This window comes from candidate division WOR-3 bacterium, from assembly GCA_016867815.1.
GTDB lineage: Bacteria > Hydrothermota > Tepidihabitantia > Tepidihabitantales > Tepidihabitantaceae > UBA2258.
The window spans coordinates 1-20,314 of the sequence record VGIR01000028.1; the positions used below are offsets into that span (position 1 = coordinate 1).

Below are 20,314 nucleotides of genomic sequence, written 5' to 3' on the forward strand. Positions count from 1 at the left end.
GCATGAGTCAGTGACTCCTTTCATCCGAAGACCAGATTGTCAGGGGAAACCGCACTAACTATTAGACGTTGTCAGACACCGAAGGATGCGTCAAAAGGCACGAATCAGCTGGTTTTTAGACAAGCTCCACTTCCCTGTTTTCAGCATGAAGCGTGTCAAGAGCAGTTGGTCTTGGCCCACGTTGACTCTAGTCTCCTGATTCTCCTCAGACAGCTCGGTATGGCAAGCTCGTGAATACACTGGCCAACGGTGAGGAGAAGCCGGGCTACTACAACCTGACCTGGAACCGACAGGACGCCAAGGGGCGCAGTTGTGCCTGTGGTGTGTGCTTCTGCACGCTAGCGGGTGAGAACCAGCGGTTCAGCAGGAAGGTTGTGCTAGCGGAGTAGACCCTGGTGCGGAAGCTATACCAGTCCGCGTGGCAGACGCTTGGGACACGATCCGAAACGTCGGACGTTTCGGTCATGTCCCGCGCTCGCTTCAGCAGGAAGGTGATACTCACCGAGTAGGCCGAGCTACCCGTCGAACAGAGGCTGCCCGCTACAATGCGGGCAGCCTGCTTCTTCTGAGGGCGCCGTCTGGCTAGCTCACCAGCCGAGCGGTGCGGTAGATGCTATGGAGTTGGCGGTGGGGAGTTGAAGACCTGGGTTCGGATGGCTGCAAGCACGTCGGGGTTCTGGCCACGGCCAGCCCATTTCTGGAGCAGGACCTCGCTTGCCATGGCGAAGCTCTCGCCGGTGATATGCTGCTGCCGCGAGAGCTTCCAAAGCTGGCGGGCATAGCTCAGATAGGGGACGTAGTTGGTGGTGTGGACGCCCTGCTGGTTCAGCACTTCTTTGACCTTCATCTCCATGGCGGCCATCTCCACGGTTGCAGCTTCGTAGCGCTGTCTCATACCTTCCTGCAGAAGGTCGAGAGTCGCCTTGGCCTGCGCTGGACTGTACTTTTTCTGCCAGCGCTCTATACGTCTCGTAACATCGGACATTTCCGCGCTCCTTTCATGCAGCCTATGCCGTCACTTTGACCCTAGGGAAAGTCCCCGTCCAGGATCAGTCCCTCTAAGGAGCGGGCAGGCTGAAGCCCATTCGACAGGCTCAGGGCATGCCTGCATGCGCCTCGTCTGTCCGTTCTTAACCAGTTAGACGCACATGAGTTACATCCGATGCTGGTACGTCTAAGTGCTTGAGAATGCAACAGATACAAGACAGGGCTATGGGCATTCGATAGAGGCAAGCGTCTGTGTCATCGTCTGGGGGACCGTCCCGGGGACGGTCTAGGTTACGGTCTCTGATACGGACTCACTGACGGTCTGAGAATCTGTAAGGTAGATGGTTGCAGGGGTCGAGTCTGAGGTCGTCTGCGCGGTCGTGGCGGTGGTCGTTTGCCAAGCCGACTCTCAGATGGTGTCACCATTGGTCAGCGCGGTGGTCATTCAGATGGTCAGGTGGGTCGTGACCGCGATGGTGGCTGAGTTGGTCTGTGCGGTCGTGGCGGAGATGGTGCCGGCGATGGTCAACTGGACGATGGCTGAGATGGTTGCTGAGACCGTCGCTGAGATGGTCTGTGCGATGATGACAGTGACGCTGACCAGGTGGCAATGCCATGCCTGTGGTGCGAGTCCTTCTGGTTCTGGGCGATTCGTCTCACTCGCCGACTACCTGTCTGGTTTGGCGCGGGCTGGTCTCTTCACGCTGACCAGAGCTGCGTGGATGGTCGGAGACCAGCCGGCAGCAGACAAGCCGTTGGCTGTTCTGCGTTATGCCTTCTGAGTTCCGCTCTCCGACGCATCGGCTGGAGTCTCAGGCTAGGCGGCATCTGCTGCGCTTACCGGACTTCAGCATTCCGTCTCCCTACTCCTGCTTTCCGGACTGCCGGTGAGAGCCAGAGGTCACGCCCTGCGTTCTGGAGTGTCCGCTATTCTGCACTCTGGTTACTGGATTCTGGACTCTGAATTGTCCAGTGCAACGCTGCCTCCCCTTGCTTGACTCAGTACGATGGTAGCGGCATAGTCTTGTCCCACTCTTATGGCGAACAGTGATTCGGGACGCCCACGACCCTCTGTGGACCGGGTACAGCCACTGTTTACGTCGGCCGGAGGCAGTGGCAGTCCCCGGGAGCGGTTTGTAGGGCTCACCAAGGCCGAGGTCGAGCAGCGACTCCGGACTGCCGGATACAACGAACTCCCGGTCACGAGTCGCCGTCGTACCTGGCAGATAGCCTTTGACGTCCTGCGCGAGCCGATGTTCCTCCTTCTGTTAGCTTCGGGCATCATCTATCTGATTCTGGGTGAGGCAAGCGACGCGGCGATGCTGCTCGGGTTCGTCTTCGTCATCATCGGTATCACTCTCTACCAGGAGCGTAAGACCGAGCGGGCGCTGGACGCCCTGCGCGATCTGGCGAGCCCGCGCGCGCTGGTGCTCCGCGACGAGGAGGTGACACGTATCCCGGGACGCGAGGTGGTGCCGGACGACATCGTGCTCCTGGTTGAAGGTGACCGGGTGCCGGCTGACTGCATCGTGCTCGACTCCAATCATCTGATGCTGGACGAGTCGCTCCTTACTGGTGAATCGATGCCGGTGCGGAAGATTGCCGGCGACCCGCAGGGCAAGCTGGGAAGGCCGGGCGGGGACGACCAGCCCGGAGTCTATTCCGGCACTGTCGTCGTGCAGGGCAGCGGCGTGGCGCGCGTGCGCGCGACCGGGCTGGCCACGGAGATGGGAAAGATCGGCAGAACCCTGCAGGAGGAGAAGCAGGAGAGTTCACCTCTGGAGGTCGAAACCCGGCGGCTGGTGCGGAACTTCGCCAGCGCGGGGCTCATCGTCTGCGCGCTGGTGGTCGTGTTCTACCTGGTAACGCGCGGTAACCTGCTCGGGGGACTACTTGCCGGTCTGACCCTGGCCATGGCTTTGCTTCCCGAGGAGATACCGGTCGTGCAGACCGTGTTTCTTGCCTTGGGTGCGTGGCGTATGTCCTTGAAGCAGGCTCTTACCCGGCGGTTGCAGGCGATACAGGCAATCGGCTCGGCCACGGTGCTCTGCGTGGACAAGACCGGCACGCTGACCTTGAACAAGATGGCGGTGTGGAAGCTTTACGGCCGGGGGCGGTTCTGTGATATCGACGGCGTCTCGGCCACGGCTCTTCCTGACGAGTGCCATGAGACGGTTGAGTACGCGATGCTCGCGAGCCAGGAGATACCGGTTGACCCGATGGAGAAGGCGCTCTCGGAGTTGGGCAAGCGGGCGCTTAACACCACCGAGCATCTCCACCCGGACTGGCAACTGGTGCGCGAGTACCCGCTGTCACGGCAGTTGATGGCGATGTCGCGGGTCTGGAAGTCGCCGGATGGACGCGACTACGTCATCGCGGCCAAAGGCGCGCCCGAGGCGATTGGCGACCTCTGCCATCTTGGTGCTGAGCAGACCCGGGAACTTTCGGAGCAGGTGAACGTCATGGCGGCAGATGGGCTGAGAGTTCTCGCGGTCGGGCGGGCCCGGTTCACGCTGGCCGGCCTGCCGTCCGAACAGCATGACTTCCAATTCGAACTCATCGGGTTGGTCGGATTCACTGACCCGGTCCGGCCCCAAGTCAAGTCAGCGGTCGAGAACTGCTACCGGGCGGGCATCCGCGTGGTGATGATTACCGGTGACTATGCCGGCACGGCTTCGAAGATCGCGCGCGAGATCGGCCTTGCCAGCCCTGAGACCGTCATAACCGGTCCCGAGATGGAGGAGATGAGCGAACCCGAGCTGCGCTCGCGGGTCCGGGACGCCGACATTTTCGCCCGGGTCGTACCTGAGCAGAAGCTGAAGCTGGTCAACGCGCTCAAGGCCAACTCCGAGGTCGTCGTGATGACCGGCGACGGCGTGAACGATGCTCCCGCGCTCAAGGCCGCGCACGTCGGCATCGCGATGGGCGGTCGCGGCACCGACGTGGCGCGCGAATCGGCGGCGATGGTCCTGCTCGACGATGACTTCTCGACCATCGTGCAGGCGGTGCGCCAGGGCCGGAGAATCCTCGACAACCTGAAGAAGGCGTTTGCCTACATCTTCAGCGTGCACGTGCCGATCGCCGGCATGTCGCTGATCCCCATCCTGTTCAAGTGGCCGCTGGTCCTCTTGCCGGTGCACGTGGTGTTCCTCGAACTCATAATCGACCCCGCCTGCTCGGTCGTGTTCGAGGCCGAGCCGGAAGAGCGCGGAGTGATGGACCGGCCGCCGCGCCGGCTGGACGCCCCGCTGTTCGACCGCAAGACGGTCGGCCTAGCCCTGCTGCAGGGGCTGTGGGTGCTGCTCATCGTGCTGGCGGTTTTCGCCGTCGCCCTCAATCGTGGTCTGGGCGAGAACGACGCACGCACGTTGACCTTCGTGACCCTGGTTCTTGCGAATCTCGGCTTGATACTGACCAACCGCTCGTGGTCGCGTACCATCGTCAGCTCGATCCGGGTTCCCAACCGGTCGCTCTGGTACGTTGTTGTCGGCGCGCTGGCGTTCCTTGCGCTGGCGCTCTACGTCCCGTTCCTGCGCGGCCTGTTCAGGTTCTCCACGCTGCACCCGACGGACCTGCTCATCTGCGTTGGCGGCGGAGTCATGAGCATCGCCTGGTTCGAGGTTTTCAAGTACGTCCGCAATCACCTGCTGCCGCGTCGGTCTTCCTGACTCGGATCCGGCATTCATGCCACGAAGTCACGAAAGAGGATGAAACGGATATCTGTGCGTGAGGATTCCGGCCGCTTCGTGATTTGGTGCTTTCGTGGCTGTATTCGGTTCCGCTTCGCATTGACTCCGGCCCATCATCGAATAAGATAAGCGTGCGCATAGCGCGCGCGGGGCTGTAGCTCAGCTGGGAGAGCGCCGGCTTTGCAAGCCGGATGTCGCCAGTTCGACTCTGGTCAGCTCCATCAGCGACAGAGCATGTCAAAGGGGACATCGGGTTATCGCTGAACCCGGCGGGGCCGGCCTTCGGGCTGGCCCCGTCACTCTTGCGGCCGGCGACCAGACTGGACTCGGACACTCACCACCAAGACACCAAGCTCGGATTAGAAGGTTGCGTATGGCGGCTCCGTCAGCTCCATCAGCGACAGAGGATGTCAAGAGGGAACATCGGGTTATCGCTGCTCGCCTCCGAGGCGGTGCCGTCTGATGGCTCAGCATGCACGAGGCCGGCCTTCGGGTCGGCCTCGTCCGCTCCTGCGTCGGTAGCGGCAAAGCCCGCCAGTTGACAGGTGATTGGGTAGGGGTAACATAGGGTGCTGGCCTTCAGGTCAGCAGTGGCTGACCCGGAGGCGGCTGGCAGCATGCCGGTCGGGACAGGGCCTGTTGCCGTAGAATACCTGCCCCGGAATAGGGAGGAACCATGAAGCGCGGACCTGCAATAGCCGCCGTGCTCGGCGTCGTGCTGCTCGTCGCAGTAGCCGTCGCGGCGGAGTGGATCTGGGATTGCCCGCTCTGCGGAGTCTCGCCGACCGCGGGACCGCGTACTACACGTGCCCCACATGTGGCGTCTTTTCGAATACAGCCTACTACACGGACAACTACGTTGGTCCCCCTGACAGGAATTGCCCGTCGTGCAGTTCACCTTGTGACGTTGACTCGGCCGTGTGCAACGGCAATAGTACACATCGGTGGTACGCACCGTTCTGGGAAGGCTACAAGTAGTCCGCGAACAAGGGGGCGGGCTCGCGCTCGCCCCCTTGCGCGTCTTCTGTGGTAGCTCGACGAGGTCGACATTCCGTCTATGTGCCACACCCTGACAAGGAGCACTAGCTATGAGGTCATGCATACGGAGCGGATGCCCCGTGAGCCGCACGGGTCTGCCCCATGGTCCTGCTAAGACCGAAGCCAGTCTGTAAGAGGAGGATACATGTCAGCAAGGGCAGTTGTTCACGTAGCGTCCGCCTGCGCCGTAGTAGGCTTGCTCGTTAGCGGCGACGCACTGGCGTTCTCGGGCGTGAGTCACCAACCCCAGTGCTTGGGAGACGCTTTCATGGTTGATACCGGCGTGGTTCTCATACCGGCGGCAGGCTCGCAGTGTTCGTATAGTGCGGCGTCGAACGGCAACGGCTGGCGCGTGATGTGGGGGTACGGCTATTCTGTCTACACCAACGGCATCAGCACTGACGGCAGCCTGCTGGAGACCTGGGGAGGCCTGGTCGGCCACGACTCCTACATGAGGGGCGGACTGACCCGCTCCATCGTGGGAACAGGCTCTGGCTTCTTGGCCGTCTGGACTTCGAGGAGCGCGCCAAGCCGCATTTGGGCATCGAGGCTCGACTCGGCCGGTACGCTGGCCGACTCACTACCAGTCTTTGAAGGTGACAGCAACCAGGCCTGGCCGGCGGCTGCCTTCGACGGCGACTCGACATGTCTTGTCGTATGGGCGACCTTCCGGGGATCGGACCGTGACATCTACGCCGCCCGGCTGACCGCTAGTGGGCAGGTGCTTGACACGAACCCGCTGCCTGTGGCACAGGTACCTTCACAGCGCGACATGTTCCCCACGGTTGCGTTCGGGCAGGGAGTCTACCTGGTGGCCTGGACGTCGTACGATTCGAGCAACTGGGCAACCGCCAAGGCAAGAAGAGTGTCTGCGGCCGGGGTCTTGCTGGATACCGCCATCTTCTTGCGTCGCGATTCAGCAATGAGGCAGGAAAGGCCCGCGCTTGCGTTTGGTGACACTTGCTTCCTTGCAGCATGGTCCGAGGGCATGGGCCGGCCTGATATCTACGCAGCCCGGGTTTCGGTATCCGGCAGCATCCTCGACTCGGCGGGCATGCAGTTGTCCAGTGGCCCGTTTCGTGACTGGTTCCCTTCAGTCGGGTTCGACGGGACGAGTTTTCTCGTCATGTGGCAAGAGACAGACACGATGGTCATGAATGCCGGCACTGTGTGCGGGCGACGGGTGACCGCTGACGGGGTGCCGCTCGATTCAGTTCCCATTCGTCCCGCTCCCCCTCACAGCAGTTGCACGTATCCAAGTGTGGCCGCGGACCATAGGAACTTCCTGGTCGCGTTCTGCGCTTACGATAGCCTCACCCATGACGACAACGTATGCTGCAGGCGAATCAGCCCGGATGGAGCAGTTCTGGATTCCGGAATCTTCTTTCCCCTTGGGGCGGACGCCCAGACCGGCCCGAGCGGCGCCTCCGACGGCACTGACTTCCTTGTAGCTTGGACTGAGACGCGGCCACAGGGCCAGACGGTAGTTCAGGCCGCGCGGATCGCGGCCGACGGCACCCTGCTTGATCCGGTCGGATTCACGGTCAGCGATGCGCCGGGGGCCAAGAGCAATGTGGCGACCGGGTTCGGGGACTCGCTCTACCTGGTGGCTTGGGCGGACAATCGGAGCGCTGAAGGCGCGGACATCTACTGCGCGAGGGTGAGTCGAGACGGCCAGGTGCTGGATATGGACGGAATACTCGTCTGCGATGAGTCGTTGTACCAGAACTCACCTGATGTGAGCTTTGACGGCCATAACTTCCTCCTGGTCTGGTATGACTACCGCACGGGGACTGACGGCGATATCTATGCGGCGCGCGTCAGCCCGGGTGGCGTCGTGCTCGATCCGGGTGGCTTCCCGGTATCTGTCGATACGTGTGAAGACATGTGGCCAAAGCTATGCTTCGCGGACACGGAGTATCTCGTTGTTTGGGGAAGTGGTTTCTCCCTGCAGGGCCCATACGACATCTATGGTGCGCTCATAGCCCGTGATGGGGTGATTACCAAGCCACGGTTCCTGGTCAGCGGCGCGACAGGGGAGCAGAGGTACCCGGCGGTTGCGAGCGGGCCGACGAGTTATCTCGTCGTTTGGGTGGATACGCGGTTGCCCAATACCAAGCCCGACATCTTCGGCACGCGGGTGAGTGCCGATGGTACGGTGCTCGATACGAATGGCATTGCGGTCGTTGAGAATAGCGGCGAGGAGCAGAGCCCCAGAGTCACCTCAGACGGGGCCGGATTCAGAGTGCTCTGGAGCCGCTGGGAATTGGGTACGACGGCAATCGCCACCGGCCGAGTTGACACGGCAGGCAATGTCAGCCACGTCTCAGACTGGTTCGCGGTGACCGTGTCCGGTCCCGACGCCAGCGTCGGGTACGACGTGGCATATGGCGGCGGCCCAGAGCTGCTGCTCTTGTTTGACTTCTGGACGGACACGGCCGCGGCCACGTACTACGGCAACCGCCGGCTCTGGGCAAGACTCGGAGACGTGCCGGGAGTGGAGCAGGCCGAAAGCTGGTTGTCGAGGAGAGCGACAGGCGGAGCTTCAATCGTCCGCGGCGTGCTGTTCTTGCCGCGGGACATGACCGATACCTCCGACGTTTCGGATCGTGTCCCAAGACCCGTGCTGCTGGACATCAGCGGGCGGAAGGTGATGAGTCTGAAGTCCGGGGCGAATGACGTGCGGGCGCTGGCGCCGGGGGTGTACTTCCTCAGAGGACCGAAGACCGAAGACCGGAGCCCGAACGCCACCGTCCGCAAGGTCATCATCGCAAGGTAGCGAGAGCCGACCGACAATCAACGAACGAGGCCGGCCTTCGGGTCGGCCTCGCTGTATTCGAGGTTGCGGTTACCTGACGCGCTCGGAGAGGTAGACGCCGATGCGGCCGGGCGGGAGACGGAGCGTGAGGCGCTTGCCTTCGCGCTCGATCACCATAGCAACATCTTTGACGCCGGGTTTGACCGCGGCGATGGCGTCGCGGAGATCGCTGGTCTTCTTCACCGCTCTGCGGTTGTATCTGACAATGACATCGTCCGGCTTGAGACCGGCCTTCTCGCCGTTGCCATCAGGCACAAGGCGGTCGGCGCAGACGACTCTCTGAGCCGCCTTCACGGTCTGCCATGCGGTAGGCGTGGCAAGTTTGATGAGAGCGGAGTAGGCGGTTTGGCGCAGCTTGCTCGGGGCCGAGCGATCCTTCATCACGGCAGTGAGCAGCGATTCCCCGCCGTCTATGCGGCGCGAGCCAAGCTGGTAGATGAACCTGGTGCGGGCGTCGAGGCTGGTGTCGGTCAGGTACGCGGCGGCGAGGTCCGACGGGATCGGCTGCAAGGGACGGGGGTCGGGGGACACGAGTGACCGGACGAAGTCGCGGGCGTCCTCGGTCATCTCCTGCGTTATCTCGTGCTTGGCCGGATAGCGGAGCAGTTCGGCCGGCATGCCGCGGTTGCGAAGGGTGTCAATAGATGCCTCGTCCGCCTTGAACTCGATGACATCGTCATAGGCGCCGTGCAGGGCGCGGAGCGGCAGGCGGCGGCAGAGCGTATCGAACTGGTGGAGTGAGTCGAACTTGAGGTCGAGCAGGCCGCCGGCCGGTATCAGGCCGCGGAAGAGCCCGGGGTAGCGGACGCCGATTTCGTAGGTGAGCATGCCGCCCTGCGAGAAGCCGTAGAGGAAAACGGCGCTGGTGTCTACGCGGTACCTCGCCTTGACTCGTTCAATACAGGAGAGTATCCAATTGATGCTCTGTTCTTTGGTCGACTGTTGGGATATGCCTGATGCCGAGTCGGCCCAGAGCCACCAGGTCCAGCCGATCTTGCCTTCGTTCTCGAACGGAAACGGGCTTTCGGGATACAAGCCGATTGCGCCTTCGGGGCAGAGCTGGGTGTTCGTGCCGACGTAGGCTCCCATATGGTCGCCGTAGCCGTGGATGGCGACGATGAGCGGGTAGGTTCCCGTCGAGTCGTAGTTGTCGGGCAGTTCGACTGTGTAGCCGAGGGCGGTCGTGTACGGAGCCGACTCGACGAGCACTGAGGCCGGGGCGACGGCGAGACAGGCGATTAACAGCAGGACTGACTTCTTCAATGCACCTCCTGTCAGGTTGCGGTCATACAGTCCGGGTCCGGATTGGGTACAGCCACCGTTTTCGTAGGACGAAAGCGGTGGCAGTCCCTGAGATCACTTGAGCAGGAAACGGGCGTCAAGGACGAGAGCGCCTTTGCCTTCCTCGTACACGAGCAGCGGGTTGATGTCGAGCTCGCTGATTTCCTTGAAGTCGGTAACGAGCTGTGACAGGCGCTGCAGACATTCCTTTATCTTCACGACGTCGCGCGGGGCCTCGCCGCGATAGCCTTGCAGTATCTTCACCGCCTTGATGCCGTTGACCATCGAGTCGGTGGAGATATCGTTCAAGGGCGCGACCCGGAATGTCACGTCCTTCAGGACTTCCACGAGGATGCCGCCGAGACCGAACATCAGTATCGGGCCGAAGTGCGGGTCGCGGTTCATACCGAGAATCGTCTCGGTCCCCTTGGGCGCCATCTTCTGTACCAGCACGCCCCAGATGTCGGCGTCGGGCTTCTTGGCCATCACGCCGGCGAGCAGGCTGGCGTGTTCCTCTCTTAGCCTGGTTTCGTTGGCGATGTTGACCCGGACGCCGCCGAACTCTGTCTTGTGCAGGACGTCGGGGGAGACGATCTTCAGGACGACCGGGTAGCCGATGTCCTTGGCCGTGGCCAATGCTTCATCGAGGGTCTTGGTCAGCTTCGATGCCGGAACAGGCAGGCCGTAGGCGCGGAGGATTTCGTGGCCCTCGGGTTCAGACACGAACAGGGTGGGTCGGGAACGGACGTGCTTCAGGACTTCCCTCACGACCTCCGGCTTGACGTCGGCGAAGTCGCGGACTTCGCCCTGGGGGCGTTTGCTCCATTGGGCGAAGTCGGCCATCGTGGCCATGGCACGGGCTGCGTTCTCCGGGAATTGGTAGTGCGGTATCTTGTCGCGCAGAAGTTGACGGCGCACGGCCTGGGTGTTGGTCAGGGTCTGGACGCAGGCGAGGATGGGCTTGTCGGATTTCTGGCCGACGTCGGCGATGATGCCTGCGACGACAGCGGAGTCGGCCATCAGGGTCGGAGTCCAGATGGGGATGAGGCCGTCAACGTTCTCGTCCGCGACAAGGAGTTCCAGCGCGGCCCGGTACCGTTTCTCGTCCGAGTCTCCGATAACGTCTACCGGGTTGGCGGTTGCGGCCGTCACCGGCAGGTTTTCCCTGAGTCTGTCGCGGGTGTGCTGCGTGAGTTGAGCAAGCTCAAGGCCGTTTCTAACGCAGGCGTCGGTGGCCATTATCCCGACTCCGCCCGCGTTGGTGAGTATCGCGACGCGGCGGCCTTTGGGTGTGGGCTGGTAGGCAAGCGCCACGGCCTTGGCAAAGAGTTCATTGAGGGTGTCAACTCGGAGGATGCGGGACTGGGCAAAGAAGGCGTCGTAGGCAGCGTCCGACCCGGCCAGCGCACCGGTGTGAGACGAGGCAGCTCTTGCGCCTTCGGTCGTGCGGCCGGCCTTGATGGCGAGTATGGGCTTGGGTCGTTCCGGGCGGGACGTGGTCTCACGGGCCAGGCGCATGAACTCGGCCGGGTTTGACAGGTCTTCGAGGTAGAGCATTATCACGTCGGTCTCAGGGTCGTCGCGCAGGTAGGCGAGCAGGTCGCACTCGTTGATGTCGGCCTTGTTGCCGATGGAGGCGAACTTGGAGAGCCCGACTTCCTCGGCGATGGCGTATTCGAGCCCGTTCACGCCGATTGCGCCGGACTGGGAGACGAGCGCGATGTTGCCGAAAGCCGGCATAGAGGGGCCGAAGGTGGCGTTCAGACGGATGCCGGGCGAGCCGGAGATGATGCCGAAGCAGTTGGGTCCGATGAGCCGGATGCCACAGGAGCGGGCGCGTTCTCGCACCGCGGCCTCGAGTTCGGCGCCGGCGGGCCCCATTTCCTTGAATCCGGCGGAGATTATGATCGCGCCTTTGATTCCCTTCGTGCCGCACTCGTCGAGGGTGGTGGGCACGGACGCGGCAGGGACAATCAGGACCGCGAGGTCAACTTCGTCCGGAACGCCGAGTACAGACTCGTAGGCCTTGACTCCGAGCACACTGCGTTGCCTCTTGTTTACCGGGAACACGACGCCGGTATAGCCGCCGAAGAGGACGTTGGCAAACAAGACGCGACCGACGGAGCCGTCGCGATTGGATGCGCCGACCACTGCGACCGAGCGGGGCTTGAAGATGAAGTCCAGGGAACTGACGATTGACGATTGGCGATTGACGACGGGTGGAGAGTCTCTCATCATGCACCTCCTGACGTTTGGCCGGGGCTGCGCGACAGGGGCTTCAGCACCGGCCTTCCATCTTCCTCTTCGATGACACCGCAGGCGTACTCCGGGTCGTGTTCGAGGAACGACAGCCACTTACCGGCGATGGCCTGCTGTACGAGCTTCTCCTTCTGCTCCATTGTCTCGAGCGGAGACAAATCATACCCCATAATGTAAGGTGTGGCAATATGTGAACGGGTGGGAATCAGGTCGCCCCAGAAGACGGCGGTCCGGCCTCGGAAGGGGTTCTGGGGTCCTGGGATTCCGGGGTTCAGGGGTTCAGCGTCCCCAATTCTGGATTCTGGTTTCTGACTTCTGACTTCTGAATTGTCCTTGATCAGGACGATCTGGTGTCCGGGCGTGTGGCCGCCGGTTGGCACAAGCCTGAGACCGGGCACGAGCTCGACATCACCGTCAAGCAGTTGGAGAAGGCCGGCCTCGTGCACCGGCAGGTAGTCTGCGGGAACATAGGACGCGCGGGAACGGCGGTTCGGAGTCAGCGCGGCCTCCCACTCCCGCTGCTGAACGTAATGGCGGGCATTCGGGAAGCGGGGAACCAGCTTGCCGTGCTCGTTGAGCCTGGTGGTGGCTCCGGCGTGGTCGAAGTGAAGGTGGGTGAGCACAACCTTGGTGATGTCCTCGGGTTTGAACCCGGCACGGGCCAGCGATGATTCGACAGTACTCGATCTCTCTATGCTGTAGATGCTACGAGCCTTCTCGTCCCACTTGTCGCCGATACCGGTGTCGATGAGGATGCGCTCAGCCGCCGCGACTACGAGCAGCGGACGCGAGGCGAGCCTGATTCGGTTGCGGGAATCGGCCGGATTTGTTCGTTCCCAGACGGGTTTGGGCACGACGCCAAACATCGCCCCGCCGTCGAGTCCGAAGAACCCGTCGAGAAAGCTGTGTAGCTCAAACTCGCCTAGCCGCATCGGCACAGATTGTAGATGTCAGGGCTGCTCGGTCAAGCCGCAGCCGAACCGGATACTGTAATGAACCGTCCGGGTTGCCCCGGGCGGTTATGCGTCTAGTCCACGGTGCTATTCAATCCACTCTACATCAGTCAGGCCGAGGTCTTCCTTTGTCACGGGGCCGAGTACGACCATCCAGTACTGACCCGGGTGGATGTATTCGCGGGCCGTCTTGTTGACATCATCGAGCGTGACGGCGCGCACTTTGTCCGGGAACTTCTCCAGCCAGTCCATGCCGTAGCCGTACAACTCCATGGTGCGCACCTGGCCGAGCTTGCCGCCAGTGGAAGCGTAGGTCAGCGGGAAGGAGCCGGTGAAATAGTTGTGGGCTTTCTCAAGCTCTTTCCTGGTTGCGCCCGAGTCGTACATCAGCTTGATGTCGCGAAGCATCAGCCCGATTGCTTCAGCGGGTCCGGCGGTCTGGACCGTGGCGTGAAACCCGCCCTGCAGCCGATTGCGATCAAACCAGCAGCGTACGTCATAGGCAAGTCCGCCCTTTTCGCGCACGCTGATTCCGAGCCGAGACGACATCGCCCCGCCGCCGAGGACGTAGGACATGAGGCGCGTGGCGAGCATCTTTTTGTCATCGGCTTGGATGCCCGGGTGGCCGAACTCGACGTACGTCTGGTTCATGTCGGACCGGGTGATGACCTTGGCGCGGATGCGGTCGGGCATTGTGAGCGGAGCCACGGTGAGCGTGGGGACGGGCGCGGGCGTCCACGCGCCGAGTCGCCTCTCCATTTCCGCCACGAATTCCTTGCGGCTGATGTCTCCCGCCGCGACGACGAAACAGTTGTTGGGGCGGAAGTGGGTGTTGTGGAAGGCGACCAGGTCTTCGCGCTTGATCAGCGGCAGCGAAAGCGTGTCGCCGCCAGACAGCCGACCGTAGGGGTGGTCTCCGTAGAGCAGTTTCATGAACTCGTAGCTCACCTCGGAGCCGGGGTCGTCAAAGAGGCCCCGCGCGTCCGTGATCATCCGGCTGCGCGCAAGCTCCATTTCTTTGACGGCAAACGCCGGGTGTAGCACCGCGTCGGCCATCAGATCCAGCGCAGTCCCCATGTCCTTGGTCAGGACCCGGACTTCGATTGCGCAGTTGTCGTCGCCGGCGTGGCCCGAGAACCGCGCCCCGAGGAACTCGACCTGCGACTTGATCGAGTCTCCGGACATAGTCGCCGTGCCCCTGGTGAGCAGGTCGGACATCATCGCCGCCGTTCCGGACTTCTCCTCCGGGTCGAAGGCCGCGCCGGAGCGGCAGACCAGCGAAACCGAGGCGGTCGGCAGCCGGTGCTCCTCGTAGGTCAGGATGATGAGGCCGTTGGGGAGGGAATCGCGATACAAAGGGAGCCCGAAGGCAGAAGTCAGAAGGCAGAAGGCAGAAGTCAGAATGACGAGTGAGGATCGACGGAGATTCACTTGGCCTCCTTTGCGGAAATGAGGATGCCGGTGGTGCGGTTGTCGGGCTTCAGCCATGCGGCGCAGTAGTCGCGCACCTGTTCGGCGGTCACGCGGTTGATGCGTTCCGAGTATTCGATGACCTGGCGCCAGGTGCCGAACAGGATATGGCTCGAGGCCAGCCAGTAGGAAATGCCGAACATGTTGTCGCGCCTGAAGGCCTGGCCGGCCAGCACCTGGTTGCGCACCTGTTGCAGTTCACGCTCGGTAGCCAGTTCGGTGCCGGCCCTGTCCATCTCGGCCTGCACGACCCGTTCAATTCGGGGTATCAGGCTTTCGGCCTTGGGCGTGACGCCCACCTGGAACAGGCTCGGGTCGCGACTGACTCCGCTGCCACTCCAGACACTGGTCGCCAGCCCAAGTTCCTTGACCAGTTTCCTGTGGAGGCGCGAAGTCTCCCCGCCGCCGAGTATGCTGCCGGCGACCTCGCCGGCGTACCAGGCCGAGTCGCGGATGCCGGGCACCTGGTAGCCTGTGATGAGGCTGGGCACGCGCACGCGCTTGCGGATGGTTATGCGACGCTCACCGTTCTGTTTCGGCTCTGAGTTGTAGTGGTCGGGGCGCGATACCGGTTGGCCCGTCAACTTGCCGAAGTGCTTCTCGGCGTTGGCCTGGACTTCATCGGGTCGGACATCGCCGGCAACAACCAGGAGTGCGTTCGCCGGGTTGTAGTGTCGCGCGTACCACTCCCGGACCTTCTCGACCGTGAAGTTGCGGACATCATCGGACCAGCCGATGGTCGGGTTGCGCTCGGGGTTCACGAGCTGCGCGGTCGCGCCGAATTGCTCCCACAGCTCGCCCGCCGGGTGGTTGTCGCGCAGGCGCCGCTCCTCGGATACGACCTGGTGCTCGCTGGCGAACTCGGAGTCTGGGAATACGCAGGTGCCCATCCGCGCAGCCTCGATCTTCATGGCCAGTTCGTAGCGGTCTTTGGCGAAGTCCTCGTAGTAGCAGGTGAGGTAGGTCGATGTGAAGCCGTTGTTGTTGCCGCCAGCCGAGTCGATGATACGATCGAGCTGGCCCGGTTTGTAGAAGTCGGTGTGCTTGAAGGTCATGTGTTCGAGCATGTGGGAAAGCCCGGTGTGGCCCAGCGGTTCGTCGTACGAACCGACTTTGTACCAGACGCTGGTCGTCGCCACCGGGGCCGACGAGTCGACGTAGACGATGATATGGAGTCCGTTCTTCAGGTCGTACTCGAAGACCCGTGACTCGATGTCGGAGGCAGCAGCCAATTGGATGGCTGCCAGTGACGCCAGGAGCGTCAGGCCGAATACAGAATGCCGGATGCCGTGTTTCTCAGGGTCCATTTGCCACCTTTGTCTCTTCTTAGGACGAACTACACCACTACACTGATGTCGGCGTCTGGGGTGCGGAGTTCGCGCCACGGTCGTTCTGCTGAAACTGGCCCATGCCCGGCCGGTTCTCGCGATCCCACTGACCGTGCTGTGACCGATCCGCAACGCGCGGAATTCCAACTTCGGAATCCAACGCCAAGGCATATAGTATGTAGCCTGAATACCATGGAATCAAGTTCGGTCTGGTATCAATTGCCGGTCTTGCCAGCCGGGTTTTTCCGGGTATGCTTCTACTGGGTCCCCGCTGGGCGCGGGGATTGTAGCAGTCGCTTGACAATGAGCGACGATTGACTACAGTGATTCGGGCTCGAGTTTCTGAAGCTAACCAAACGGAGGCTGTTGGTGATCCAGGAGTTTAAAGACGGCGGCGACATAATGTGGTTCCTGCTCATCTGCGCCGTGATGGGCATAGCGCTTTCCATTGAGCGGGCGTACACGCTGACCTTTCGCCTGCGTCTCAACGTGAAGAGATTCGGTCAGGAGCTGATGGATACTATCGGCAAGAACGGCGTGAAGGCCGGCATAGAAATGTGCAACAGCACAAAGAGCCCGGCTGCCCGCGTTCTGGCCGCGGCCCTTGAGAAAGTGGATATGGGCAAGGGCGTGGTCGAGGATGCCATCGTGCGTACGGGCGCCAGCGAGCTGGCGTTCCTCGACCGGGGCATGGCGTTGATCTCCGGGCTGACAACGGTGGCGCCGTTCTTCGGATTCCTTGGTACGGTAACCGGGATGATCGGTGCGTTCAAGGCGGTCGCCGCGGTCGGCGAGGTTGAAGCGACCGTCGTGGCGTCCGGCATCGCTGAGGCGCTGATTACCACCAAGTGGGGCCTAATCGTCGCGGCACCGCTGTCCATCTTCTACATCTTGTTTAGTACTCGAGTGAGCAGTTACCTGCGCGACATGGAGACCGCCTCCGGTGAGCTGATTGATTTCCTGATGGCCAGGGGACTGCTGAAGGAGTAGCCGTGGCCATAAGCCTGAGGAAAAAGGGAGGCGGAGGCGCTCCGAGCATCCCGACTGCCTCGACCGGCGACGTCGCCTTCCTCATCATGATTTTCTTCATGTCCACCAGCATGTTCGCCAAGGAGAAGGGCCTCAAGATCGTCCTGCCGGAACCAACCCCTCCGGGGCAGGAGTCGCAGGTGAAGCTACCCCCCCAGAACCTTCTCAATGTGGGCGTGAACTCGCAAGGACAGGTTCAAGTCAGCCTGGCAAGCGAGCCACAGAAGGCGGAGTACATTGATGTCCCGCAGCTTCGCGAGTTGGTGGTCGACAGGCTGGCAGCGAACAAGGACCTGGTGATCTCGCTCCGCGTCAGCCGGGGCGCGCCGTACCGCGTGATGATCGACGTCTTCGATCAACTGAAGCTGGCCAAGGCAAGTCGCATAAGCCTGCTCCACGTGGCGGATATGGGAGAGGAAGGTGGTCCATGAAGCGGATAGCCCAGAGAAGAGGGCCGCAGCCGGACATACCGACCGCGTCTCAAGGTGATATCGCCTTTCTCCTTATCATCTTCTTCATGGTGGGCACGACTTTCCGCGCCTCGCAGGGCCTGAAGGTGATACTGCCCAACGCCATGTCCACAGAGCGGATACTGAAGAAACGGAACACGCACAGCCTCTGGTTGGACAAGACCGGCAAGGTCTCGGTGAATGACAATCTGGTCACGATCCCGGCGGTCACTCCGGTCATGAGCGAGCGGGTGGTTGAGAACCCGGACCTGGTCGTTGTGCTGCAGGCTGACAAGGATGTTCCCTACGGCCACGTCACCGACGTGCTGGAGGCACTCAAGGCCGCCCGGGCACTGAAGGTCACTTTCGCCACCAACTACGAGATGGGGGGCGGAGGAGGATAATCATGGCAATGAGTACCAGCAGCAGCATCGCCGCGCTGGAGTGGGAAGACAGGTATTACGGACTGGCGATCCGTGTAGCCACGGTCGCCGCGTTTGCCTTCACCATTCTGGCTTTTCTTGTTCTTCCCAAGGAGTTCATCGTTGAAGCCTACAAGCTGAGGAAGTCGATTGAGAGCATAACCGAGACACTGCCGCCGACTCTTCAGGAACTGGAAAAGCCGGCTGAGCCCGTGAAGCCGGCAGTCGTGCCGGTTGCGGCGGCGAATGAGGCAGAAGTCACCGCGACAACCATCGACGCAACGGACGTCGTCGAAGTCGTGAAACGGACCGACGAGACTGATATCCCGGTCGTGCCATTCTGGAAGGTAGAAGTGAAGCCCCAACCCATCAACATCCCGGTGCCGACCTACCCGGATATGGCCCGAACCGCCGGTATTGAGGGCCAGGCGGTGGTTGAGGCGCTGGTCGACACGGATGGTGCGGTCGCCGACGCGCGCATTCTGAAGCCTTCCGGCAACGCGTCACTGGACCAGGCCGCGGTGGACGCGGCGATGAGGTCGAAATTCTCCCCGGCGAAGCAGCGGGACAAGGCGGTGCGGGTATGGGTTTCCATTCCGTTCCGCTTCACGCTGTCAAACTAGGGTGAGACTGACGAGGCGAGAAGCGAAAGTAGCAGCCGTCAGGCCATGGGCCGATGGTCATGCTGACAAACCACAACCTAGGAGGAGTCTGATGAGAAACGTACTATGCTTGGCCTTGCTGGTGCCGATTCTGGCGCTGGCGGCGGGCACGACACAGCCGGTCACGGCGCTCGCGCCGGAGAACGGAACTGCGCAGGCGACCGTAGCGCCTGTGCCGGCAGGCCAGGGGCAGCCGGACGTGGCGATGAAGGCCCTGGTGGGCACGCTCGACACAATCGGCGGCACGACTTATGACTGGTGGACCAACGGTCCGAGGTTGACCGCGATCGTGAATTCGCCGACGTTCGGAGTGCATGCGCTCTGGATGTACTCGACCGCGACCACCGGCACGGATTTCCCGGATCGCAACATGCGGTACAACTTCTACGATATCACGTCGGACGCCTGGAACTGGGTTGATACGGACTACATGCAGTCGGGCGTGAACGTGTTCGACAAGCGGGCAGGATACGGCAACATGCAGGCCGACCCGGCTACCGGGAACGCGATTGTCGGTTCCCACACCTCGGGAACTGGCGGCATAACTCCGAGAGTCGCCAGGGATGCAGCCCCGGGCGCCGGCATCTTCGAGTACGCTGACGGCGAGCCGGTCCTGGGCGTCTGTCAGTGGCCGCCGGTTGCCGTAGGTCAGGATGGCAAGATCAACATCTTCCCCATTACCGATGCCTACGCACTGAGCTACAGTCACATCGCGTCCGGCGCGTGGCCGACGTTCACGACTCCGGTGACGGGGATTGCCCCGACCCCTGGTTTCCCCACCCACAACATCGCCGCCTCGAAGGCGTCGAACAAGGTTTCTCTCGTGTGGGAGATTTCCACCAATGTGCCGGAGGATGCGTACCAGTCGCACAGCACCGATGGCGGTATCACCTGGGACACGCCGTCGAACCTGGTTCCGCCGGTTGCCTTCGGCAACGGTTCTGACACGCTGACCAGTTTCCACATCACATCGCTGTTCCCGTGGTACGATGCGCAGGACAAGTTCCACGTCGTGGCCAACCTGATACCGATGGTGAACGATACCGGCTACATCATCCCATCGCAGATCTGGCACTACTGCCCGGACAATGCCGAGCCGTGGAGCCGCATCCATATCGCGACGGCCGACAGCCTCGGTGCTCCGGTCGGCTACAACGCGACGTACGCCTGCCGGCCGAGCATGGGCCAGGATGACGACGGCAACCTGTTTGTGGCCTGGGAGCAGTTCGACGGCCTGAACGTAGAACAGACGACGTCACGCCTGCGTGCCGATATCTTCGCCGCGCTTTCGGACGACAACGGTGTCACCTGGGGCGAAGCGCTCAAGTTGACCGATGCCGGCACTCATTCGATGCGGTTCCCGGCGGTTATCGATCTGGCAATTGATGGTGGTTCAGATCCGGATACCGTCTGTATCCTGTATGAAGACGATGCCATTGCGGGCTTCTTCGTGCAGAGCGAGGGTCCGGCTACCCCCAACCCGGTTGTGGTCCAGAAGGTGGCAATCACCGATTTTCCGCCACCGGGTGTTGAAGAGCAGTCGCCCGTCAGCCCTGTCGTCCGGCTGGAGGTTGCCGCCACGCCGAACCCGTTCGGAGGGCGCACGTCCATATCCTACGTGTTGCCGCAGGCAGGCAAGGTCTCGCTCGTGGTCTATGACGCTGCTGGACGTCCGGTCCAGACTCTTGCCTCGGGACGTCGTGCTACCGGCCGTTACACCGCAACGTGGGACGCGAAAAACGCCGCTGCCGGCGTCTACTTCTACACGCTCACGAGCGGCAAGGCCTCGATAACCAGAAAACTGATTCTGGCAGACTAGTAGCTACGGCGGGGCGGGCAGCAATGCCCGCCCCGCCTCTTTGGGGTCGGTGCGGCGGGGGTGAGGCGCGGTGCCGAGGCCTGCCTTCCGCACGGTTCACAAACAGGGAG

General features: G+C 62.1%; 14 protein-coding genes and 1 tRNA gene. 8 read left to right on the forward strand and 7 right to left on the reverse strand.

The annotated features are described in order from the left end of the window. Window positions 1–613 precede the first annotated feature (613 nt). Both FJY68_06010 and FJY68_06015 read right to left on the reverse strand, forming a co-directional pair. Window positions 614–985: a hypothetical protein gene (locus FJY68_06010; GenBank protein ID MBM3331394.1), complete on the reverse strand. Its 372-nt coding sequence runs from the start codon at window positions 983–985 to the stop codon at window positions 614–616. Window positions 986–1,432: 447 nt separating this feature from the next. Further along, window positions 1,433–1,591, reverse strand: coding sequence for a hypothetical protein (locus FJY68_06015; GenBank protein MBM3331395.1), 159 nt, complete (start codon window positions 1,589–1,591; stop codon window positions 1,433–1,435). Window positions 1,592–2,024: 433 nt separating this feature from the next. Here FJY68_06015 and FJY68_06020 point away from each other — a divergent pair, with 433 nt between their 5' ends. The 3 genes from FJY68_06020 (at window position 2,025) to FJY68_06030 (ending at window position 8,493) form a co-directional block, all read left to right on the forward strand. Next, window positions 2,025–4,655, forward strand: coding sequence for a cation-translocating P-type ATPase (locus FJY68_06020; GenBank protein MBM3331396.1), 2,631 nt, complete (start codon window positions 2,025–2,027; stop codon window positions 4,653–4,655). Between the two features lie 169 nt (window positions 4,656–4,824). Beyond that, window positions 4,825–4,900, forward strand: a tRNA-Ala gene (locus tag FJY68_06025). A gap of 959 nt (window positions 4,901–5,859) precedes the next feature. Further along, entirely contained in the window at window positions 5,860–8,493 is a 2,634-nt protein-coding gene (locus FJY68_06030) for a hypothetical protein (GenBank protein MBM3331397.1), read from the forward strand. 69 nt (window positions 8,494–8,562) lie between these two features. Here the strand turns inward: FJY68_06030 and FJY68_06035 are convergent, their stop codons facing one another. From FJY68_06035 to FJY68_06055, 5 genes are all read right to left on the reverse strand, one after another. Continuing rightward, entirely contained in the window at window positions 8,563–9,879 is a 1,317-nt protein-coding gene (locus FJY68_06035; GenBank protein MBM3331398.1) for a hypothetical protein, read from the reverse strand. Window positions 9,880–9,888: 9 nt separating this feature from the next. Further along, window positions 9,889–12,048, reverse strand: coding sequence for an acetate--CoA ligase family protein (locus FJY68_06040; protein ID MBM3331399.1), 2,160 nt, complete (start codon window positions 12,046–12,048; stop codon window positions 9,889–9,891). Beyond that, a complete protein-coding gene (locus FJY68_06045) occupies window positions 12,048–13,004 on the reverse strand; it encodes an MBL fold metallo-hydrolase (protein MBM3331400.1) in 957 nt (318 codons plus the stop codon). Before FJY68_06045 ends, FJY68_06040 begins: the two co-directional genes overlap by 1 nt. Before the next feature lie 108 nt (window positions 13,005–13,112). Further along, window positions 13,113–14,513, reverse strand: a complete 1,401-nt coding sequence (locus FJY68_06050) for an insulinase family protein (GenBank protein MBM3331401.1) — start codon at window positions 14,511–14,513, stop codon at window positions 13,113–13,115. Next, entirely contained in the window at window positions 14,453–15,994 is a 1,542-nt protein-coding gene (locus tag FJY68_06055) for an insulinase family protein (protein MBM3331402.1), read from the reverse strand. The genes FJY68_06050 and FJY68_06055 overlap by 61 nt, the downstream gene beginning before the upstream one ends. A gap of 198 nt (window positions 15,995–16,192) precedes the next feature. Between FJY68_06055 and FJY68_06060 the strand changes: the two genes are divergently transcribed. The 5 genes from FJY68_06060 (at window position 16,193) to FJY68_06080 (ending at window position 20,204) form a co-directional block, all read left to right on the forward strand. Next, window positions 16,193–16,813: a MotA/TolQ/ExbB proton channel family protein gene (locus FJY68_06060; GenBank protein MBM3331403.1), complete on the forward strand. Its 621-nt coding sequence runs from the start codon at window positions 16,193–16,195 to the stop codon at window positions 16,811–16,813. A 2-nt stretch (window positions 16,814–16,815) separates the two neighbouring features. Then, on the forward strand, window positions 16,816–17,283 hold the full coding sequence (locus tag FJY68_06065) for a biopolymer transporter ExbD (protein MBM3331404.1): 468 nt from the start codon (window positions 16,816–16,818) through the stop codon (window positions 17,281–17,283). Further along, on the forward strand, window positions 17,280–17,705 hold the full coding sequence (locus FJY68_06070; protein ID MBM3331405.1) for a biopolymer transporter ExbD: 426 nt from the start codon (window positions 17,280–17,282) through the stop codon (window positions 17,703–17,705). Before FJY68_06065 ends, FJY68_06070 begins: the two co-directional genes overlap by 4 nt. A gap of 2 nt (window positions 17,706–17,707) precedes the next feature. Further along, entirely contained in the window at window positions 17,708–18,346 is a 639-nt protein-coding gene (locus FJY68_06075) for a TonB family protein (protein MBM3331406.1), read from the forward strand. 91 nt (window positions 18,347–18,437) lie between these two features. Further along, a complete protein-coding gene (locus FJY68_06080) occupies window positions 18,438–20,204 on the forward strand; it encodes a T9SS type A sorting domain-containing protein (GenBank protein MBM3331407.1) in 1,767 nt (588 codons plus the stop codon). The last annotated feature ends 110 nt before the right edge of the window (window positions 20,205–20,314 follow it).